The sequence below is a fragment of the Priestia sp. 53B2 genome (genome assembly GCF_056099005.1).
On sequence record NZ_JBLZXA010000008.1, the window covers coordinates 837,410 to 858,336 of the forward strand.

The window sequence follows — 20,927 nt, forward strand, 5'->3', positions numbered from 1 at the left end:
TTCCCCCTTATACTTGTTTTTGCAAATAGCTGACCAATTGATCAATTGATACTTCTTGCTGTTCGCCAGATTCCATATTCTTTACGTTTACAACTTGTTTTGCTAGCTCATCTTCACCTAGAACAACAACAAATTTTGCTTGTACACGATCAGCTGCTTTGAACTGAGCTTTCATTTTTTTATCTTGATAATCTTTATCGGCTACAAAGCCTGCGCGTCGAAGCGTATTTACAATTGAAACGGATTTTTCTTTTGCTTCATCGCCCATGGTTACTACATAGCAATCTACGCCTGTTTCTACCGGAAGCTCAATTCCTTCTGCTTCCAATGCAGATAATAAGCGTTCGATACTTAAAGCAAATCCAATACCCGGTGTTTCAGGTCCGCCGATTTCTTGAATCAGCCCATTATAACGGCCTCCGCCACAAAGAGTTGTAATGGCGCCAAATCCTTCTGCTTCACTCATTAGTTCAAATGCTGTGTGATTATAATAATCTAACCCGCGTACTAGGGTCGGATCTACAACATAGTCAATGTCTAAATCGGTTAAGTACTGCTGTACTTTTTCAAAATATTCTTTTGAATAGTCGTTTAAATAATCAAGAATAGACGGCGCTGTAGCCATCAGCTCATGGTCCCGATCTTTTTTACAGTCTAAAATACGAAGAGGATTTTTCTCCAATCTGCTTTGGCAGTCGCTGCAAAACTCTCCAATGCGAGGTGCAAAGTGGTCAATAAGCGCTTGACGGTGAGCTTGACGACTTTCTGTATCTCCTAAACTGTTAACAACCAACTTTAATTTTTTCAATCCAAGCGATTGGTAAAAGCTCATTAACAGGGCAAGAACTTCAGCATCAATAGCTGGATCATTTACCCCTAATGCTTCTACACCAAACTGAACGAATTGACGGAAACGTCCCGCTTGAGGTCGTTCATAGCGAAACATAGGGCCAATATAAAACAGCTTGGTTGGCTGCGTTGGATTTCCAAACATCTTATTTGAAACAAATGATCGTCCAACTGCAGCTGTTCCTTCTGGACGAAGCGTTAAGCTGCGGTCACCTCGATCTTTAAATGTGTACATTTCTTTTTGCACGATATCTGTTGTTTCTCCCACTCCGCGCAAAAATAATTCAGTGTGTTCAAACATTGGTGTACGAATTTCTTGATAGTTGAACGCACGGCAGATTTCTCTTGCTCGCTGTTCAACAAACTGCCAATATTCTACTTTGCCCGGTAAAATATCTTGTGTGCCTCTAGGTATTTGAACTGACATAACGTGATATGCCTCCTATATTTAAAATTTACAATACAAAAAAACTCTCGCCTCTACTATTTTTCCATAGTAGGGACGAGAGTTGATCTCACGTGGTACCACCCTAATTGAAACATATGACATGTTTCCACTCTTTTCGTTAACGCACGAACACGTTCATCTCCTACTAAGTTTTCCTTTTCAGAGTGAAGCCTCCTGAGTGTTCTTTCATAAAGTCATCATGTAGAAATGCTTTCAGCCTAAGACATTTCCTCTCTAGCCATGTGTCATCTTTACTACTTTTCTCGATCTTTGGCTTATCAATATAAAAATGTTATACATTCATTTTAATTTAGCAATTGCTTTCTATATTACGAATGAAATGAGCAGTTGTCAAGCACCTTTCATGTTAAGAGCGGTCTAATTGTTTTCTTAGTTTCTGAATATCTCGAAGCGTTAAACCAAATTCAGAAGCCAATTCAAGGGATGAAGCTTCACTTTCTCTGTCAATAAAATCATGAAAATGAATGCCAAATACCGGATTTACCTGCTGAAATGATTGTTCACCTTTTTCACTAAACTTCATCGTTTCTTCCTCCCTGCCTATACTTACTTATCCTTTTATTAGCATTGCCCAAAAAAGATGTTTTTACATAAGAGAAAGGATTTTTTTTATTTTCATCGAATACTCTATTTTGTTATAAAAAGGAGGTCTATCTATTCGCCATCTAAACATGAAGTCTGTATCTGTTTTGGCTGCAAGTATCCTTTTGTTACTGTGCTCTTCCTCATTTGAGCGCCCAAACGTACCGCTGCATCAACCCGTTATTGTGACAGCTGACTCTCTTCATGTACGGAGCGGTCCAGGACGTTCATTTTCAATTACAAATAAATTGACGAAGAATACAAGACTATCCGTTTCAGAGCGTCAAGGAGATTGGTATTATGTAGAAAGCTCCGATATTCAAGGCTGGGTGTTTAAAAAATTCACGAAAACCGTAGCGCTCCACAGCGTTCAGCCTAGCATGCAGGTAGCGCAGCGCCAGCCTGTTTATACGCTGATTAAAAGCTTGCGGCACCTAAAGGGCAAAACAATTATTATTGATGCAGGCCATGGAGGAAAAGACAAAGGAGCCATCGGCACACAGGGCACATATGAAAAAGACCTCACTCTCCGAACAGCACTTATTTTACAAAACAAACTTCAAAAAGAAGGCGCACACGTCATTTTAACCCGCACCCATGATGAGTACCTTCTACTTTCACAGCGCACGCTGCAATCGACTAAAGCAGATGCTTTTATAAGCATTCACTACAACAGTACGAACAGCTCACAGCTAACTGGCCTTATGACGTATTATTACCATCAGCATCAGGACAGTCCACTCACACATTCTATTCATCAGTCCCTTATTAATCATGCAAAATTGAAAGACAAAGGAGAACGTTTTGGAAACTATTATGTTCTTCGGGAAAATACACGTCCGAGTACATTAATTGAACTGGGCTTTTTAAGCAACGAACGGGAAGAAACGTATATTAATTCCATCAGTTATCAGCAAATGATTACGTCCGCTATCGCTGAAGGATTAGATCACTACTTTCAAGGCAAAGAAAAAACGCAGGCTCATCTGTGAGCCTGCGTTTTTTCTTTGCTTTCTACAATAAGCGTGACCGGTCCGTCATTTGTAAATGATACGTCCATCATTTCGCCAAATGCGCCGGTTTCTACTCGAATATTTTTTTCTGATAATACTTTATTAAAATAGTTGTAAAGCGTTACAGCATGATCTGGTCTAGCAGCTCCCATAAAGTTTGGTCTTCTGCCTTTTCGGCAATCTCCGTACAGCGTAAATTGAGATACCGATAAAATTTCTCCTTCTACATCTAGAAGCGACAAATTCATTTTGCCAGACTCATCATCAAACACTCGCAAATTCACAATTTTATCCGCTACATACTCTGCATCAGCTTCAGTATCGTCATGGGTAATACCCACTAAAAGCATATACCCGTGCTTAATCTCACCGACCGTTTCACCTGCAACAGTTACTTTTGCATTCTTTGCTCTTTGTACGACTACTCTCATGTATAACGACCTTTCTTAATGCATAATTCGGCGAACTGAATAAATGTCTCGAAGCTGTTTAATACGCTCAACCACTTTATGAAGATGACTGATGTTATGAATAGAAATTGACATATGAATCGTAGCCATTTTGTTTCGGTCCGATTTTCCTGAAACGGCTGAAATATTCGTTTTAGTCTCGTTTACAACCTGCAGAACTTCATTTAGTAAGCCTCTGCGGTCATAACCTGAAATTTCAATTTCCACGTTAAACTCTTTGCCTTCTTTAATATGTGTTTCCCACTCTACAGGAATAAGGCGGCTTTCAGCATCATCTGTGTGAACGTTTAAACAATCTGCTCTATGAACAGATACTCCCCGTCCCTTTGTAATAAAACCAACAATCTCATCTCCGGGAACTGGATTACAGCACTTAGACAAGCGAATCAGCATGTTCTCTACACCCGGTACGATAACCCCGGAATCTTTTCGTTTATGCTGGCGAACACGCTTGGCCGCAGTGTCTCGTGCAATATCATCAATTTGGATCTCTTGTTCTTGATCGCGCTGCTTTCTCCACTTCTCGGTTAAACGATTAGCTACTTGAGCCGCAGTTAATCCGTTATATCCAATAGCTGCATACATATCATCTTCGTTTGAAAAATTAAACTTCTCCGCTACTCGTTTGATATTATCAGCTGTTAATACTTCTTTTAAGTCAAACTCCATTTGACGAATTTCTTTTTCAACCAGCTCTTTGCCTTTTTCAATATTTTCATCGCGGCTTTGCTTTTTAAAGAATTGGCGAATTTTATTTTTAGCTTGAGACGTTTGAGCAAGCTTTAACCAGTCCTTGCTTGGACCATACGAATGCTTAGACGTCAAGATTTCGATAATGTCTCCGGTTTTTAAACGGTAATCAAGCGTGACCATCTTGCCGTTGACTTTTGCCCCAATGGTTTTGTTTCCGATTTCAGAGTGAATGCGATAAGAAAAATCAATTGGAACAGAACCGGAAGGAAGCTCAATGACGTCGCCTTTTGGCGTAAAGATGTAAACCATGTCAGAAAACAAATCAACTTTAAGAGATTCCATAAACTCTTCTGCATCGTTTGCATCATTTTGAAATTCTAAAATTTCTCTAAACCACGTCAACTTTTCTTCAAATGAAGCATGCTCAGCTGTTTTTCCCTCTTTGTAAGCCCAGTGAGCAGCAATTCCATACTCAGCAATTTGGTGCATGTCAAACGTTCGAATTTGAACTTCTAACGGATCACCTTTTGGCCCGATAACCGTCGTATGAAGAGACTGGTACATATTTTGTTTTGGCATTGCAATATAATCTTTGAAACGTCCTGGCATTGGCTTCCAGCACGTGTGAATAATTCCTAACACCGCATAGCAGTCTTTAATGCTATTTACAATAATGCGCACAGCTAGTAAATCGTAAATTTCATTAAACTGCTTGTTTTGCAGTGCCATTTTACGATAGATGGAATAAATATGTTTTGGACGTCCTGAAATTTCAACTTTAATCGACACTTCATCTACTTGCTCTCGAACTTCATCAATAACTTCAGCCAAATACTGCTCGCGTTCCGCACGCTTTTTCTTCATCAAATTTACAATGCGATAATATTGCTGAGGATTTAAGTAACGTAAAGCTGTATCTTCAAGCTCCCACTTAATTTTTGAAATACCAAGACGATGAGCAAGAGGAGCAAAAATTTCAAGCGTTTCATTTGAAATGCGTCGCTGTTTTTCCTGCGGTAAATGCTTTAGCGTACGCATGTTATGAAGACGATCCGCAAGTTTGATCAGTATGACTCGAATATCTTGAGCCATTGCTACAAACATCTTGCGGTGATTTTCAGCCTGCTGCTCTTCTTTAGACTTATATTTAATTTTTCCCAGTTTCGTTACGCCGTCTACTAACATTGCTACTTCTTCATTAAAAGCTTTTTCTAAATCTTTTAGTGTTATCTCTGTATCTTCAACCACATCATGTAGAAATCCAGCTGCAATTGTTGCTGGATCCATATCTAGATCAACTAAAATTCCTGCGACTTGAATCGGGTGGATAATATATGGTTCACCCGACTTGCGATATTGTTCTTTGTGAGCTTCTTTTGCAAAATCATATGCTTTTTGTACAAAATCCACGTCTTCTTCACTTAAATATCGCTTCGTATTGTCAATGACCTGTTCCGCTGTTAGGACTTGCTCATTTGCCATGAAATCACCTTTTATCAACTAGCATTTTTAATTCATATTGTAACTATTATCTTGAAAAAATCCAAGGATGTAAAGCCTTTGCGTTTAATTTATCAAATTTACATCATTTCCATTTTACGTATTAACGTTTTTTAACGAAAAAAGAGCACCTGTATCAGGTACTCTTTTTTATGTGATCGTTCTTCTTAATACGTCATTAATGTGAATACATCGTAACCGTCTAGTTTGTCACGGCCGTCAAGGTAAGAAAGTTCAATTAAGAACGCAGCTCCAACAACAATTCCGCCTAATTCTTCGACAAGCTTAATTGTCGCTTCAATTGTACCGCCTGTTGCTAATAAATCATCTGTAATCAACACGCGCTGACCTGGCTTAATTGCATCTTTGTGAATCGTTAATACGTCTTTACCGTATTCTAAACCGTAATCTACTTTGATTACTTCACGCGGTAATTTTCCTTCTTTACGAACAGGTGCAAAACCGATACCTAACGCATATGCTACTGGACAACCAACGATAAACCCGCGAGCTTCCGGTCCTACGATAATATCAACTTGTTTATCATTAGCATATTTTACAATCTCATCCGTTGCAGCACGGTATGCATCACCGTTATCCATTAATGTTGAGATATCTTTAAATGTAATACCTGGTTTTGGCCAGTCAGGTACAATTGTAATATAATCTTTAAAATTCATTCTAATGTTGCCTCCTCATTCAATCGAACGCTTAAAAATATCTTGAAATTGATTTTTAAGCTGTACATATGACGTATAAATAAAGTTTTTTTCTATTTCAATCTGCTGCTGCTTTTGGCGATAAGTCGCAGATTCTATTAAATCACGTTTCGCAGAATTTTTCACTAACGAAATTAAGCCATTGTTTATTGTAACAAATTCTAACTCAAAAAACACCTTTGCCATAAAATCAATCGTTTCTTTTGACCAGCCCTTATGAATCGCTAAATCTTCTTTGTAGCGTTTTAAATCAAATGGACCCTTTTTCGCTAAAAACCCGTAAAACCATTTAAAATGATCGCGAGTTGGGATTGTATCAAAATAATGGTCTTCTTCCGTTAAGAAAATAGCGTATATTCTAGAAGGGATACCTTGGACAAACAAACATTCAAGCCACTTCTGTGAAGGAGGCAAATCTAATAAAACGATCTGTTCCCCTGCAAACATACATGCTTTTGCCTGTTCTTCATTTTGAATAAGAACAACATGCTCCATCGGCAGCAGCGACTTGTATTTATCAATTGTTGAAGCGTGAAAAGCAACAACTTTCATTTGATCCGTAAATACTTGCTGAAAGAAACGTTTGACATCAACTGCACTGCGATAATCAAACATCTGCCATTCATCTACAGAAATATCTTCCACCATCAGCTGCGGCTTGCGCATATTGTTCCACTCATTAATAGATAGTTCACCTACTAATGATACTTTAGCTATAGGAGATACTTCATCTAATATATAGCCTAACCCAAATCCTACTGCATCAACCGATACACCGCTGTCTTCAAATACGAGTTTTAAATGATTTTTATTAGCACCAATTTTCCGCATAGATGTTGTATGAACATCTTTAATGAGAACTTTTGGCTTCGGGTTATGCATACCAAATGGAGCAAGCGCACTCATTTGTTCAATGTTTTCCAGCGTGATTTCCTCTGTTGTGCATACTCTATCAACTGATGTAATTGGAATAAAATCCTGTTCGGTTAACACGTTGCTTGCTTGTTCATTAAGACGTCTGCGCAGCTCTTCTACATCATCGCTGTTTAATGTCATGCCGGCTGCCATTGGATGCCCTCCAAAATGCGGCAGAATGTCACGGCATTTAGATAAGTTCGCGAATAAATCAAAGCCTTCGATACTTCTTGCTGAACCTTTGGCAACACGGTTTTCAGAGTCAATACTTAATACAATTGTTGGTCTGTAGAACTTTTCTACGAGCCTAGAAGCGACAATTCCAACAACGCCTGCATTCCATCCTTCTCCCTCTACAATAAGAACGCTGTTTTCATCCGGAGGATACATACCTTCAACAAATTCAACGGCTTCTTCTGTAATATCGTTTACGATTTGCTGCCTTTCCTTGTTTAACGCATCAATTTCTTTAGCTAAACCTTTTGCCTCTTCAGAATTTGTTGTCATAAGCAAATGAACAGCTGGATCGGCATCTTGGAGACGTCCTACTGCATTAATGCGAGGAGCCATCGCAAATCCGATTGTATCCTCATTAATTTCTTCACGTTTTACTCCACATACGCTCAGCAGCGCTTCAATTCCGGTGCGCTTCGTGAGCTTGAGATAGTCAAGACCTTTGCGAGCAATTAAGCGGTTTTCGTCGACTAAAGGAACCAAGTCAGCAATCGTCCCAATTACTGCTAGTTCTAACAAATGTTCCGGAAGCTCCCCTAACAGCGCATGAGCGAGTTTAAAAGCGACTCCTACACCTGCCAGTTCTTTAAATGGATATGTACTTCCCGGCAGCTTTGGATGAATAATTGCATAAGCATCCGGTAAAACCGGCCCGGGCTCGTGGTGATCAGTAATAATTAAATCAAAATTTAATTCACGTGCATACGCAGTTTCTTCGACTGCCGAAATACCTGTGTCTACCGTAATCACCAGCTGATAGCCGCCTGCGCTTATTTTATCAAATGCCGCCTTATTCGGCCCATAACCTTCTGTAAAGCGATTAGGAATATAAAAATCAACATCAGCGCCAAGCTGCTGTAAAGCAGATAACATAACAGAAGTGCTGCTGACGCCGTCAGCATCGTAATCTCCATAGATCATAATTTTTTCATTATGATCAATTGCTTGCTGAATACGAGCTACTGCTTTGTCCATATCGTGCAATAAAAACGGATCGTGGAACGTTTGTGCATCAACGTGTAAAAACTCACGTGCCGCTTCTACTGTTGTCATGCCTCTATTAAGTAATAACGAAGCTACTAGAGGTGTAATATTGAGGTTTTCTACAAATTCATTAACAAGATGTTCATCACATTCTTGAACATTCCAACGTTTTTTTGACTGTAACATGTCTCTTCACCCCTTAACCCACATTATTATACTAGAGTGGATGAAATGGAGCAACGAAAGAAAATAAGCATATTTTTCTGACAGTGCGTCTTGAATTTTCACACACAAAAAAACGTGCGAATACTTCGCACGTTTTTGAATTACTTGCTTTCTACTTCTTTTTGTTCCTCACGCTTCAACTGTTTTCCTTTCCACACAAGCCATAGCTGAGCAGCAATAAACACAGATGAATATGCACCAAGGATTAAACCTACTAACAGGGCAATTGAGAAGTTTTGAATTGATTCACTTCCGAATAGAAGAAGTGCTACAACTGCAATTACAACTGTTAACACGGTGTTCATTGAGCGAGTAAACGTTTCACGCAAACTTAGATTTACGATAAATGCCAAATCGTCAAACGTTTTGGATTTAAATTTCTGCATATTTTCACGAATGCGGTCAAACGTAACGATCGTATCGTTAATTGAGTAACCAACAATCGTCAAGACAGCAGCAATAAACGTTAAATCAACCTCTAACTTCGTTAAGCTGAAGACCGTAACGATAAAGAACGCATCATGCAACAGGGCAAGCACGGCTGCAAGTGCCATGTAAAACTCAAACCGTATCGTTACATAGATGATAATTCCAATTGAAGCAATGGCAATTGCCATCATTGCATTTTTCGCCAGTTCTTTTCCAACCGTCGGCGAAACGGTGCTTACATTTGGTTCAGAACCGTATTTATCTTTAAAATGATCTTTTAAATTGGCAATTTCTTTTTTATTCAAGACCCCAACTACACGTACGACACCCGTGTCATTACCTTTTCCTGTAATGACTACGTCATCCGTTTTGATATTAAGGGACTTCATTTCACGCTGTATCTCAGACTGTGTAACGGTATGATTTGCTGGAATCTCTATACGAGTTCCGCTCGTAAAGTCAATACCAAGGTTCAATCTGAACACAACAACCGAGATAATACCGATAATAACAAGCACACTTGAGAACGTGAAGAACGCTTTACGGTATTTAACAAAATCAAGTTTATCCCATGCTGTAGGCAAAACGGTTGTGCCGTCGTCTTTACTTAAATCGTGAATTTGTTCTTTCTTTACGCCAAAGTAGCCTGGTTTTTTATCAAACCAGCGGCTATTTACTAAAAGACTCATTAATAATCGCGTACCGTATACGGCCGTAATAAAGCTTAGTACAATCCCGATCATTAACGTTGTAGCAAATCCTTTTACTGAACTTTGACCATAAAAGAACAATACAAGAGCCGCTAGCATCGTTGTAATATTGGCATCAAAAATGGTGGCAAGAGAGCGACGATTTCCTGCCCGGTATGCCGATATAACAGACCTTCCTGTTTTAAGTTCATCTTTAATTCGTTCGTAGGTAATAATATTTGCATCTACTGCCATACCTACGCCGAGAATAAGAGCCGCGATACCTGGAAGCGTCATAACCACATGCATCAAGTCAAATACAACTAAGTTCAAGTAGATATAAAAACTGAGTGTAATAATGGCAATAAACCCCGGTAAGCGGTAGAAAAACAGCATGTAAAGGAAGATAATTCCGATGCCGATAATACCCGCTAATATAGTCGTATGAAGAGCTTCTTCTCCAAACTGTGCTCCAACGGATGTAGAGTATAGCTCATCTAATTTAACCGGCAGCGACCCGGCATTTAGCAATTCCGCCAGCTGCGTTGCGCTTTTCACGGTGAAGTTTCCACCTGAAATCTCAACATCTGGCTGTGTTAACACGCTGCTAACAGAGGCTGCAGATAGATACTTCGGATTTTGTTTTGTCGCTTCTTTTTGGTACGAGTCTTTTCCTTCTTCATAATCCAGCCAAATGACAATTAAATTGTTAGGTGCTGGTTTTTGAGAAAGCTCTCGCGTGATCTTTTCAAATTTTTTCGCATTTTTTAACTTTAGTGAGACGCTAGGCTGATTGCTTTGGTCAAACGATTGCTTTGCTCCGCCTTGCGCTAAGTCTGTACCATCCATCAGCACCTTATCGTTCACGTCACGGAACGTTAAGTTTGCTTGAGTTGATAACAGATCCCTGGCTTGCTTTTGATTCGTGACACCAGCTAACTGAACGCGGATGCGGTCGTTTCCTTCAATTTGAATGCTGGGCTCACTAACTCCCAATACATCGACACGTTGACGGAGCGCTTCAACCGTGCTGTTAAGTGCCTTTTTGTCAATGACATCGCCTTTTTTAGCTGGACTGACTTTATATAAAATTTCAAATCCACCTTGAAGGTCGAGGCCAAGTTTAATATCTTTTGTAATTCCAGTCATCGTTGTTCCGATTGTACTAAACACAAGCAGTACTAAGAGGAAAAAGGCAACGATACGTCCTCTTTTAACCATCGACAGAAAATCCTCCTTCTTATGTAAAAAACATGAAATGATAACAATAGATAAATGACCAATCTAATTATCATTCATAACCTAATGTCTGTCAAATAAAGACCTTATCAAATTTTGATACATGTATTTTACAAGCTCTACTTTAATAATTCTTTCCAGTCTTCTCCATTATTAACACTTGAGAACATATCAGATTTATAAGATTCAATTGTTACATAACTCATCACCTGCGTGATCTTAACAGATAAAATATCATTTACAACTTGATGGAGAGATAGCTCCTTTTCTTTTTTCCATTTTTTCATTTCTAAATAACTCAATAAATCGTTCTCCGTTACTTCTTCATATCCAAGCATATGAAATTCTTCCATTTTGCTGGATAAGACAGGCTGTATAAGTTCTTTTGAAGCTGAAATAAATGGATGTGTCATATCGATCCTCCTTTCCGTTTGACATTTTGCGTAAAATTTCTTTCTCGTGTGAGGAATACTTGTCATGCTTGGACACCGGGGGCGCATATATTCACTGTATAAACCTCAAGAAAGCAGTGAGTATATGTCTAAATTTTTACAGGGAACTATTATTTTAATAATTGCTGGCTTAATTACACGTGTACTCGGGTTTGTCAATCGAATTGTGGTGGCTCGAATGATTGGAGACGAAGGTGTGGGACTTTATATGATGGCCGTCCCCACGCTGGTATTAGTAATCACCTTAACACAGCTTGGGCTACCGGTTGCCATATCCAAGTTAGTGGCAGAAGCAGAAGCTTTAGGTGACAGGCATAAAATAAAAAAAATACTTGTCGTCTCTTTAAGTATTACGTGTACGCTGAGCGTTTTATTTACGCTCGGACTAATATTATTCGCTCCCGTTGTAGCAAAAACCTTCTTTACAGATTCACGTACGATCTATCCGCTGCTTGCGATTATTCCAGTTATTCCAATCATCGCCGTCTCGTCTGTCATCCGCGGATATTTTCAAGGAAAGCAGCAAATGAAGCCTGCCGCTTATTCTCAAATTATCGAACAAGTGGTGCGCATTACGTTAATTGCCGTATGTACAAAAGCATTTTTGCCTTATGGAATTGAGTACGCTGCGGCTGGCGCTATGCTATCTTCCGTATTTGGAGAACTAGCTTCACTGTTTTATATGGTGTTTATGTTCAAGCGAAAGAAGAAAATAACGGTAAGACGAAAATTTTTTGCTTCTTTACATGCAGGCAAAGACACGTTCTTTGACTTAATGCGAATCGCTCTTCCCACGACAGGAAGCCGCATGATTGGGTCAATTTCTTGGTTTTTAGAACCGATTGTAGTAGCTCAAAGTTTAGCAATTGCAGGAGTAGCGACAGCGGTAGCAACGAAGCAGTACGGAGAATTAACAGGCTTTGCACTCCCTCTCCTGATGCTGCCTTCTTTTGTAACGGTGTCTCTATCCACTTCTTTGGTTCCCGCAATCAGTGAATCTCTTGCACAGAATCAAATGAAACAAATTGAATATCGGCTTCATCAAGCTCTCCGCTTGTCGTTTGTAACAGGCGGACTGGCGGTTGTTGTTCTTTATGTATTTGCTAATCCGGTAATGGAATTGATGTATGGTTCTGACAAAGCTGCTATTTTTGTCAAAGTCATGGCGCCTTTCTTTATCTTTTATTACTTTCAAGGGCCGCTTCAAGCTGTTCTGCAGGCGCTAGACCTTGCAAAAGCCGCCATGATTAACAGTTTTATAGGAGCAGCGGTCAAAACATCTCTTATCTTCTTACTGGCAACTCAGCCCAATCTAGGCATTATGGGGGCGGGCCTTGCAATTGTTGTGGGAATGATGCTTGTCACTCTTTTACACCTGTCTACCGTCATGAAAAAAATTACGTATAAGCTTCATGTGTTTGAGTATCTTCGCAGTTTTTCTGTAATGGGAATATCAGGTTTTACCGGACACTTCGCTTATATGAATCTTTTCACTTCCATCCCTTTGAGCTTACGAACCGTTTTATCAATTGCACTTACAAGCATTGTATACGTACTGTTTTTGCTGCTTTTTAGACTGATAACAAAAGAAGAATTAAATCGTTTTTCTGTTTTACGCTATTTTAAACGAAAATAAAACGCGGAGCAATCCGCGTTTTATTGTTTCACATCTACCAAATCTATAAAAAATTTTCCGTTGTCGTAGCTGCAATATGAAATCTTATCTAAGTTTGAATACCCTAGCTTTGCCAGCTCTGTCTTTAACCATTCCGTCGTTTTATGTTCATGCAGCAGATGCTCTTCTTGAATAATGCCGTCAATGATAAAAGGCAAATTCAAATTGCCTTTTTCACCTGATTGCTGATCTTTTTCAAACACGGATAGCCTTCCTGAAGATTCTAAAATAGCAAATTCAACATCAGCTACATTTTTTATATTTTTATCTCGCAGCTGCACGAGCAAATCATTGAAGTTATATCGCTGCCTTTTCATTTCATGTTCGTTTATTTTTCCATTCTCAATAATAATGCTAGGTTTGCCATCAATAAAATTTCGCATTCGATTGCTTTTAAGAGACCATATAGCTAAGCCGATTTGAATAATAAGAAGCGTTAACATCGGAAGAATTGAATGCAGCAAAGGATCTTTTGGATTTTCAATAGCCATTACTGCCATTTCAGCAATCATAATAAAGACCACTAAATCCAATATGCTCAGCTCTCCTATTTCCCTCTTACCCATAACTCGAAAAATAATTAAAACTACTACATATAAAAGAACGGTTCGCGCAACCATGATCAACAACTCCACCGCAAAGACCTCCTTTATGTATTCCCTTGTAGTTTGTACCATTTATTTTAAAATAGCCTTACTTTTATGCGTCTATTTTGAAGTCATCACGAATATGCTCGTACTAAGGGTTCACCTATCTTTTTATTTCATGAGGGGGAAACAAGTTGGGTGCAAAACGAATGAGCAACGCTGTATTTGCAGGAGTAGCAACAATCTTAGTGATGGCTTTAGCGATTAGCATTATCTTTTCGCTTATTTTAAAATTTACATCGCTTGAAGAACAGTCCGTGCGTTTATTTTTACTTATTCTCTCATTTATTACACTGTTTATCGGAGGATTTATCGCGGGAGGACGAAACGGTTCAAAGGGACTTCTTGTTGGAGGAGCCACTGGTGTTTCTTATTCTTTTTTAATGTTTTTACTACAATTCCTCGGCTATAGTCACCTGTTTTCTGCCCAGCAGCTTTTATTTCATGCTGGATTTATTGGAGTCGCTATTCTCGGGGGAATTGTTGGCGTAAACATTGCCGGTTCACGAGAAGCATAAAAAAACGTCACGTACATGTACGTGACGTTTTTTTATTAATCTACGCTTCTTACTTCACGAATAGCATTGCGGTCAAACGTTAATTTTGAACCGTCAGTGCTGCGAACCACAACTTGTGACTCATCAATTGCGTCTACCAAACCGTGCATTCCGCCAATTGTAACAACCTTATCACCTTTTTTAAGTGCTGATTGCATTTGCTGTACGTTTTTTTGACGTTTTTGCTGTGGACGGATTAACAAGAAATAGAAAATGACAAACATTAAAAGTAATGGCCAAATATTTTGTAAAACACCCATGAAAACTCCTCCTTTTATTTATATTATCAACAGGGACTCATTCATAAATTTGATGAAAATTCCTGTAGTGACCTAGAAATTCTTTGCGTCCGGGCCGTTAAACCCATATTTTTCAAAGAACTCATCGCGGAAATCGCCAAGTCGGTCTTCGCGAATGGCTTCACGGACTTGCTCCATTAAGTTTAGCAGAAAATATAAGTTATGGTAAGATGTTAAACGAATTCCAAACGTTTCATTACAACGAATTAAGTGGCGAATATACGCTCTTGAATAATTTTGACACGTGTAGCAGTCACAGTTTGGATCAATCGGACCGAAGTCTTCTGCATATTTTGCATTTTTAACAACAAGACGACCTTCGCTTGTCATAAGCGTTCCGTTACGTGCAATACGCGTTGGTAATACGCAATCAAACATATCGATCCCGCGAATCGCTCCATCAATTAACGAGTCAGGTGATCCTACTCCCATTAAATAACGTGGTTTGTCGGTTGGTAAGTATGGCGTCGTAAACTCAAGCACACGATTCATGACATCTTTTGGTTCTCCAACTGACAGCCCTCCCACAGCATAACCTGGGAAGTCCATTGAAACTAAATCAGCTGCACTTTGACGGCGTAAATCTTCAAACTCTCCACCTTGAACAATCCCAAAAAGACCTTGGTCTTGAGGGCGGCTGTGTGCCTCAAGGCATCGCTCTGCCCAGCGGCTTGTGCGTTCAACTGAACGTTTTAAGTAGTCATATTCTGCTGGATAAGGTGGGCATTCATCAAATGCCATCATAATATCAGACCCAAGCGCATTTTGAATGTCCATCGCTTTTTCTGGAGATAAGAAAAGCTTGTCTCCATTCAAATGGTTGCGGAAATGAACGCCTTCTTCTTCAATACGGCGCAAATCACTTAAGCTAAAAACTTGGAAGCCGCCTGAATCCGTTAAGATGGGACGATCCCAGTTCATAAATTTATGAAGGCCTCCCGCTTTTTTAACAATTTCATGACCTGGACGAAGCCATAAATGATACGTATTACTTAAAATAATGCCTGCTCCCATTGCTTTTAAATCTTCCGGAGACATTGTTTTTACTGTAGCTAATGTGCCTACTGGCATAAAAATAGGCGTTTCAAATGAGCCGTGAGGCGTATGGACAATCCCTAAACGCGCTCCTGTTTGTTTACAAGTTTTTATATGTTCGTAACGAATTGCTGTCATTGATGTATTCCTTTCATGTTAAATTACAAAATTAGCATCGCGTCGCCGAAGCTGAAAAAGCGATACTTCTCTGCTACAGCTTGTTCATAGGCAGAAATGACGTTTTCTCTTCCTGCTAAGGCACTTACAAGCATAATGAGCGTAGATTTTGGAAGGTGGAAATTTGTAATCATTCCATCAATTGCTTTAAATTCATACCCTGGGAAGATAAAAATATTGGTCCAGCCTGAAGAAGCAACAAATTTGCCGTTATGCTCAGTTGCAATCGTTTCAAGGGTACGGGTAGAAGTTGTGCCTACTGAAATAATGCGACCGCCTTTTTCGCGTACGCTGTTTAGTAAAGCAGCGGTTCCTTCACTCACTTGATAAAACTCTGAGTGCATATCGTGCTCTTCTAAGTCGTCAACGCTGACTGGACGGAATGTACCCAATCCGACATGAAGCGTTAAAAATGCAATATGCACACCTTTTTCTTTTAACTGTTCAAGCATCTCTTCTGTAAAGTGAAGACCTGCTGTTGGCGCTGCTGCAGAACCTTGTTCGCGAGCAAAAACCGTTTGGTAGCGCTCTTGATCATCCAAGCGTTCTTTAATATAAGGCGGCAGCGGCATTTCTCCCAGTTGTTCCAGAACCTCATAAAAGATGCCTTCATAGTTGAATTCTAACAAACGTCCGCCTTGGTCGCTCGTTTCTTTACATACAGCTGTCAGACGTCCGTCACCAAACGAAATAACCGTGCCTTCTTTTACTCGCTTAGCCGGTTTTACAAGCGTCTCCCACGTATCGCCTTGTGTTTGTTTTAAAAGCAATACTTCAATATTAGCACCCGTATCTTCTTTTGTCCCAAATAATCGTGCAGGAAGAACACGCGTGTCGTTTAACACTAAGCAATCTCCTTCTTCCACATAATCAAGAAGGTCATGAAACATATGATGCTTCACACTTCCTGTTTCCTTGTTTAATACCATGAGTCTTGACGCATCTCGCTGCTCAAGAGGCGTTTGGGCAATCAATTCTTCTGGTAAATGAAAATCAAATAAATCTACTTTCAAAATGTTCACCTGTTTCTACTTAATTATTTAAATTTGCCAATTACATAAAAAATAAGTGATAACACAACGCTTACTAGAATACATGTCACAATCGGGAAATAAAAGGTTGTATTTCCTTTTTTGATAAAAATATCGCCAGGAAGCTTGCCAACGAACTGCCATAACAGCCCAATGACGACTAAAATGCCCCCTAATGTGATAAGCATCTTAGGCATATCATTCACTGATCAGGCACCTCCAGCTGAAAATGATCATAAACCAAAGGCGTCACAATTCGTCCTCGCGGCGTTCGCTGCAAAAAGCCGATTTGCAATAGATACGGCTCGTATACGTCTTCAATTGTGTGAGACTCTTCACCAATAGTAGCCGATATGGTGTCTAACCCTACAGGTCCGCCCCTAAATTTTTCGATAATCCCTCTTAATAATTTATGGTCAATATGATCAAGACCTAAACGGTCCACCTGCAACATTTCTAATGCCTCGTTGGCAAGCCTTTCGGTTATGGCTCCGTCTCCTTTGACCTGAGCAAAATCTCTGACTCTTCGAAGCAAGCGATTCGCAATACGCGGGGTTCCCCTAGCACGCCTAGCCATCTCAAACGTAGCTTTCTCATCAATCTCTACATCTAAAATAGCGGCTGTCCTTTCTACTATCGAAGCAAGATCTTCTTCTTGGTAATATTCTAAACGGCTTAAAACGCCGAAGCGATCACGCAAAGGAGAAGATAAAAGCCCTGCTCTTGTCGTTGCACCTACTAGCGTAAACGGAGGTAAATCCAGACGGACGGAACGTGCACTCGGTCCTTTCCCAATAACAATATCTAAACAGAAATCTTCCATTGCTGGGTATAGTACTTCTTCAACCGAACGATTTAATCGATGAATTTCATCAATAAAAAGCACATCTCCAGGCTCTAAGCTGGTTAAAACTGCGGCTAAGTCGCCTGGACGCTCAATAGCTGGTCCTGAGGTCGTTCGGATTTGCACGCCCATTTCATTGGCGATAATAGTAGCAAGAGTTGTTTTCCCCAATCCTGGAGGACCATATAAAAGCACGTGATCTAACGTTTCGCTTCGCATTTTGGCAGCTTTAATAAAAATGTCAAGATGGGATTTTACTTTATGCTGACCAATGTACTGCTGTAAGGTTTGCGGCCGCAAACTTTGCTCGATGATTTCTTCTTCACCAAGAACATCTCCCGTTACAATACGATCGTCCATTTTACTCCTCCCTTACTTATTGTTTCAATAATCGTTTTAACGCTTCTTTAATATACTGATCTGTTGTCATAGTTTCCTTCATTAAAGCCGGAACAATTTTTTTGATTTCTCTTTCTGCATAACCTAATACTTTAAGTGCTTCAATCGCTTCATCGAGTGCTTCTGAACTTTGAGATTTGACTTCTTGTGCGTCCAAATCTGCAAATAAAGAAGGAACGGCATCTGGTACAATATCATGCAGCTTTCCTTTTAAATCTAGAATCATCTGTCGAGCTGTTTTTTTACCTACTCCTGGAAACTTAACTAAAAACTTCTCGTCTTCCTCTTCCACAGCTTGGACAACCTGTGCTGGATTACCTGACGCTAAAATAGCTAAACCGCCTTTTGGGCCGATTCCTGACACGCTAATTAACTTCATAAATAAATCCTTTTGTTCTCGGGAAGCAAACCCGTAAAGTGCAATTACGTCTTCTCTTACATATTGATAGGTGTAAACCGTCTTGGGTTGTTCATCAATTGAAAATACATATGGATTCGGCGTAAAGACTTGATAGCCTATCCCGTTGTTTTCGATTACTACATACTCAGGATTTATATATGTAACAGTGCCTTTGATATAATCAAACAATAAGCTCTCTCCTTAATCACGTACGCGCGGGCAGTAATCTTCAACTTTGCCTACGAAGAATCCTGCCCGCATCGTTCTCTATTTTCCTTTAAAGCTGCTTTTTAAAAAGACGTTCAAGAGAACGTTTGCCTCTTTTCATCTTTGTCAACCTATTTTTACAATAGCTGTAAAAAATAGAACCGCACACTTCTATTGATGAATGACCTTTTAAAATATATACAATACTAGACTGCTGAATACCATTTTAACATATCGCCAAAAGCAAATAGAAGCAATTTAGAATGTTGAATTCAATAATTATTTTACCATACTAAAAAACGGCTGCTTGATTGAAAGCGGCCGCTGCTGGAGCTGATAGATTTTATAGAAATTAATGAGGGAAAGATATTCATCTTTTGATTGAACGCGAATACCTTTCTTTAATTGTTCATGCTGATAGCTCTCAAGCCTTTTGATGTCAATTTGAAAAAACGATTGTATAATGTGCTGCGACGAAGCTGGTTTGCCTTCAAATACTGAGAGAATACCGTTAACAGAAAGCCCTACATAACCGTTTTCTTTTAAAATAGGTGAAATATCGTCTATGCTTGTTCTAAAAACTAGCTCTTGATCCGTTTCTTTAAGTAGTCGCCAATTTTTATATTTTTTCATTAATTGTTTTTTCGTCATAGAAGGGCTTTTGATCATCTCTTGACTTACGACTCCATCCACATACACGCGCTCAAGAAATAATGTCATCGGCTCCTTTTCATTCGCATCTGCACGGTATGGCATTATACAAAGCACAATACTTACTAGCATTAAAAAAGCTGCTTGATGAATGACTTTCTTCACTCACCTTCACCTCACACGTTAATCATACTCTTTTTAGTATTATCTAAAAAGGTTTTGTGAAAATCTACACTAATAGTTTGACCTACTTATTTTCTTTTATCCTCTTATTTTATGAAGCAAATCCCTTTTACGATATTATGTTAAGAAAACATGGAGTATTTGTTACATTTGCACACTATTTGTAAAATTTTCTCTTGAACGTTTTAATTAAATTTTCGCAGGGTATGTACATAGTGGAAGTAATTGTAAGGACTTCTATTATCTATTTTCATAAAAAAGGGAGCTGAAGTAATGAGAATGAATAAACGTGTAGTCGGAACTTTTTTTTCAGAGAAAGAAGCTTTAGATGTTATCCATAATTTAAAGCGTCAAGGTTATCGAGAAACAGACATTATGGTTATTTCTAACAGTAAAAGCAATACATTTCAAATAGGTCACGATACAAATGTAATTATTGAAGCTGGTTCACCTGCCGTAAGTTCATTAGCTGGCGTCATGATGGATAACTTTTTTACCATGATGACAGGCGGCATGGGGCTCAAACAAGGAAACGGCTTGAAATCAAAATTAATCCGCATGGGCATACCAGACTTCTCAGCCGTGCAGTGCGAGACAGATGTAGCTGCTGGTAAAATTCTAATCTTGATAGATGCCGTAAGCTCTGAACAAACTCCAGCGTACGGAACCTATATGGAACACAACGAGCATAGAGCCGTCCAACTACGTGAAGAAAAATTAGATGTCTTAAAAGAACGCGTCCAAGTCGGTGAAGTAAAACTCCACAAAAAAGTAATAGAGGAAGAAAGAACTGTACACGTTCCTGTTACGAGAGAAGAGTTTTATATTGAACGCCGCCCTGTAGTTGACGGAGACTATAACGCTGGGCCACTTACAGAAGATGAAATTATTCGTGTTCCAATCATGGAAGAACGAGTAGAAATAACCAAAAGACCAGTTATTGTTGAAGAAGTAATTATAGGAAAAAAACTTATTCAAGAAACAAAAGAATGGACTGAAACGATTAAGAAAGAAGAAGCAAGCGTAGAACCTGATGGACTCGCGAGCCCTGAAGTGTACGAAAATATGATGAACTATACAGACCATACTTACGCTCAAGTTTCTGCAGCTCTAGCAAGCGACGTGGAAGCTGAATACGATAATACTCAGACAACTAACAACGAAAAGCCAAACACACAAGCTAATGAGACAAGCTCTTCTGCAAAAAATGTAAAAAATACAAAGAGTGTCGCTACGGCACCAGCAGATACGAAAAAAAGAGAAGGTCGCCTCAAACAAAATGAAACTAACGATCAAAAGGAAGAAGCAGAATCCAAAACAACAAACAAATCTGCTTCTAACAAGAAAAATTAATAGTTAC

Annotated in this window: 20 protein-coding genes and 1 other annotated feature; of the genes, 4 read left to right on the forward strand and 16 right to left on the reverse strand. The window is 39.3% G+C overall.

Annotated elements, in window-relative coordinates; all coding sequences use genetic code 11:
• Positions 1-7 precede the first annotated feature (7 nt).
• The gene (gene hisS / locus ACN6NE_RS07725) at positions 8-1,276 is read right to left on the reverse strand and encodes a histidine--tRNA ligase (RefSeq protein WP_016765628.1); all 1,269 of its coding nucleotides are present in this window, start codon (positions 1,274-1,276) and stop codon (positions 8-10) included.
• Positions 1,277-1,344: 68 nt separating this feature from the next.
• Positions 1,345-1,577: a binding site (T-box leader), on the reverse strand.
• An 87-nt stretch (positions 1,578-1,664) separates the two neighbouring features.
• Positions 1,665-1,841, reverse strand: a complete 177-nt coding sequence (locus ACN6NE_RS07730) for a hypothetical protein (protein ID WP_013059305.1) — start codon at positions 1,839-1,841, stop codon at positions 1,665-1,667.
• Between the two features lie 166 nt (positions 1,842-2,007).
• On the opposite strand from ACN6NE_RS07730, the gene ACN6NE_RS07735 reads away from it, so the two are divergent.
• Positions 2,008-2,892, forward strand: coding sequence for an N-acetylmuramoyl-L-alanine amidase (locus ACN6NE_RS07735; protein WP_474325044.1), 885 nt, complete (start codon positions 2,008-2,010; stop codon positions 2,890-2,892).
• Here ACN6NE_RS07735 and dtd read toward each other — a convergent pair.
• The 6 genes from dtd to ACN6NE_RS07765 all read right to left on the reverse strand — a co-directional run bounded on the left by dtd (position 2,883) and on the right by ACN6NE_RS07765 (position 11,423).
• Positions 2,883-3,344, reverse strand: a complete 462-nt coding sequence (gene dtd / locus ACN6NE_RS07740) for a D-aminoacyl-tRNA deacylase (protein WP_474325046.1) — start codon at positions 3,342-3,344, stop codon at positions 2,883-2,885. The two genes, ACN6NE_RS07735 and dtd, sit on opposite strands and share 10 nt — an antisense overlap.
• Positions 3,345-3,359: 15 nt before the next feature.
• Positions 3,360-5,558: a RelA/SpoT family protein gene (locus ACN6NE_RS07745; RefSeq protein WP_474325048.1), complete on the reverse strand. Its 2,199-nt coding sequence runs from the start codon at positions 5,556-5,558 to the stop codon at positions 3,360-3,362.
• A 185-nt stretch (positions 5,559-5,743) separates the two neighbouring features.
• Positions 5,744-6,256 (reverse strand): adenine phosphoribosyltransferase, encoded by a 513-nt coding sequence (locus ACN6NE_RS07750; RefSeq protein ID WP_013059309.1) that lies wholly within the window; start codon positions 6,254-6,256, stop codon positions 5,744-5,746.
• 15 nt (positions 6,257-6,271) lie between these two features.
• Positions 6,272-8,614 carry a single-stranded-DNA-specific exonuclease RecJ gene (gene recJ, locus ACN6NE_RS07755; RefSeq protein WP_474325050.1) on the reverse strand — a complete coding sequence of 781 codons (2,343 nt, stop codon included), beginning with the start codon at positions 8,612-8,614 and terminating at the stop codon, positions 6,272-6,274.
• Between the two features lie 140 nt (positions 8,615-8,754).
• Positions 8,755-10,992 carry a protein translocase subunit SecDF gene (gene secDF / locus ACN6NE_RS07760; RefSeq protein ID WP_251386753.1) on the reverse strand — a complete coding sequence of 746 codons (2,238 nt, stop codon included), beginning with the start codon at positions 10,990-10,992 and terminating at the stop codon, positions 8,755-8,757.
• A gap of 137 nt (positions 10,993-11,129) precedes the next feature.
• On the reverse strand, positions 11,130-11,423 hold the full coding sequence (locus ACN6NE_RS07765) for a post-transcriptional regulator (RefSeq protein ID WP_025750585.1): 294 nt from the start codon (positions 11,421-11,423) through the stop codon (positions 11,130-11,132).
• A 64-nt stretch (positions 11,424-11,487) separates the two neighbouring features.
• On the opposite strand from ACN6NE_RS07765, the gene spoVB reads away from it, so the two are divergent.
• Complete coding sequence (spoVB, locus tag ACN6NE_RS07770) at positions 11,488-13,098, forward strand: stage V sporulation protein B (RefSeq protein WP_129704890.1); 1,611 nt, start codon at positions 11,488-11,490, stop codon at positions 13,096-13,098.
• 20 nt (positions 13,099-13,118) lie between these two features.
• Here the strand turns inward: spoVB and ACN6NE_RS07775 are convergent, their stop codons facing one another.
• Entirely contained in the window at positions 13,119-13,772 is a 654-nt protein-coding gene (locus ACN6NE_RS07775; RefSeq protein ID WP_438616508.1) for a DUF421 domain-containing protein, read from the reverse strand.
• Between the two features lie 146 nt (positions 13,773-13,918).
• On the opposite strand from ACN6NE_RS07775, the gene ACN6NE_RS07780 reads away from it, so the two are divergent.
• A complete protein-coding gene (locus ACN6NE_RS07780; protein ID WP_013085105.1) occupies positions 13,919-14,302 on the forward strand; it encodes a TIGR04086 family membrane protein in 384 nt (127 codons plus the stop codon).
• Positions 14,303-14,337: 35 nt separating this feature from the next.
• On the opposite strand, the gene yajC is transcribed toward ACN6NE_RS07780, so the two are convergent.
• The 7 genes from yajC to ACN6NE_RS07815 all read right to left on the reverse strand — a co-directional run bounded on the left by yajC (position 14,338) and on the right by ACN6NE_RS07815 (position 19,549).
• Complete coding sequence (gene yajC / locus ACN6NE_RS07785) at positions 14,338-14,601, reverse strand: preprotein translocase subunit YajC (protein ID WP_013059316.1); 264 nt, start codon at positions 14,599-14,601, stop codon at positions 14,338-14,340.
• A 72-nt stretch (positions 14,602-14,673) separates the two neighbouring features.
• Positions 14,674-15,813, reverse strand: coding sequence for a tRNA guanosine(34) transglycosylase Tgt (gene tgt, locus ACN6NE_RS07790; RefSeq protein ID WP_013059317.1), 1,140 nt, complete (start codon positions 15,811-15,813; stop codon positions 14,674-14,676).
• 23 nt (positions 15,814-15,836) lie between these two features.
• Positions 15,837-16,865 carry a tRNA preQ1(34) S-adenosylmethionine ribosyltransferase-isomerase QueA gene (queA, locus tag ACN6NE_RS07795; protein WP_474325052.1) on the reverse strand — a complete coding sequence of 343 codons (1,029 nt, stop codon included), beginning with the start codon at positions 16,863-16,865 and terminating at the stop codon, positions 15,837-15,839.
• Between the two features lie 23 nt (positions 16,866-16,888).
• Entirely contained in the window at positions 16,889-17,089 is a 201-nt protein-coding gene (locus tag ACN6NE_RS07800) for a DUF2905 domain-containing protein (protein WP_013059319.1), read from the reverse strand.
• Positions 17,086-18,087: a Holliday junction branch migration DNA helicase RuvB gene (gene ruvB / locus ACN6NE_RS07805; protein ID WP_013059320.1), complete on the reverse strand. Its 1,002-nt coding sequence runs from the start codon at positions 18,085-18,087 to the stop codon at positions 17,086-17,088. Before ruvB ends, ACN6NE_RS07800 begins: the two co-directional genes overlap by 4 nt.
• A 16-nt stretch (positions 18,088-18,103) precedes the next feature.
• The gene (ruvA, locus tag ACN6NE_RS07810) at positions 18,104-18,715 is read right to left on the reverse strand and encodes a Holliday junction branch migration protein RuvA (RefSeq protein ID WP_013059321.1); all 612 of its coding nucleotides are present in this window, start codon (positions 18,713-18,715) and stop codon (positions 18,104-18,106) included.
• A 297-nt stretch (positions 18,716-19,012) separates the two neighbouring features.
• Positions 19,013-19,549 (reverse strand): BofC C-terminal domain-containing protein, encoded by a 537-nt coding sequence (locus ACN6NE_RS07815; protein WP_129704894.1) that lies wholly within the window; start codon positions 19,547-19,549, stop codon positions 19,013-19,015.
• 291 nt (positions 19,550-19,840) lie between these two features.
• Here ACN6NE_RS07815 and ACN6NE_RS07820 point away from each other — a divergent pair, with 291 nt between their 5' ends.
• Entirely contained in the window at positions 19,841-20,920 is a 1,080-nt protein-coding gene (locus tag ACN6NE_RS07820; RefSeq protein WP_129704896.1) for a YsnF/AvaK domain-containing protein, read from the forward strand.
• The last annotated feature ends 7 nt before the right edge of the window (positions 20,921-20,927 follow it).

Coding starts and splice junctions, on each gene's coding strand:
- hisS (WP_016765628.1), bottom strand. CDS start 1,276: ATGTCAGTTCAAATACCTAGAGGCACACAAGATATTTTACCGGGCAAA.
- ACN6NE_RS07730 (WP_013059305.1), bottom strand. CDS start 1,841: ATGAAGTTTAGTGAAAAAGGTGAACAATCATTTCAGCAGGTAAATCCG.
- dtd (WP_474325046.1), bottom strand. CDS start 3,344: ATGAGAGTAGTCGTACAAAGAGCAAAGAATGCAAAAGTAACTGTTGCA.
- ACN6NE_RS07745 (WP_474325048.1), bottom strand. CDS start 5,558: ATGGCAAATGAGCAAGTCCTAACAGCGGAACAGGTCATTGACAATACG.
- ACN6NE_RS07750 (WP_013059309.1), bottom strand. CDS start 6,256: ATGAATTTTAAAGATTATATTACAATTGTACCTGACTGGCCAAAACCA.
- recJ (WP_474325050.1), bottom strand. CDS start 8,614: ATGTTACAGTCAAAAAAACGTTGGAATGTTCAAGAATGTGATGAACAT.
- secDF (WP_251386753.1), bottom strand. CDS start 10,992: ATGGTTAAAAGAGGACGTATCGTTGCCTTTTTCCTCTTAGTACTGCTT.
- ACN6NE_RS07765 (WP_025750585.1), bottom strand. CDS start 11,423: ATGACACATCCATTTATTTCAGCTTCAAAAGAACTTATACAGCCTGTC.
- spoVB (WP_129704890.1), top strand. CDS start 11,488: ATGCTTGGACACCGGGGGCGCATATATTCACTGTATAAACCTCAAGAA.
- yajC (WP_013059316.1), bottom strand. CDS start 14,601: ATGGGTGTTTTACAAAATATTTGGCCATTACTTTTAATGTTTGTCATT.
- tgt (WP_013059317.1), bottom strand. CDS start 15,813: ATGACAGCAATTCGTTACGAACATATAAAAACTTGTAAACAAACAGGA.
- ruvB (WP_013059320.1), bottom strand. CDS start 18,087: ATGGACGATCGTATTGTAACGGGAGATGTTCTTGGTGAAGAAGAAATC.
- ACN6NE_RS07820 (WP_129704896.1), top strand. CDS start 19,841: ATGAGAATGAATAAACGTGTAGTCGGAACTTTTTTTTCAGAGAAAGAA.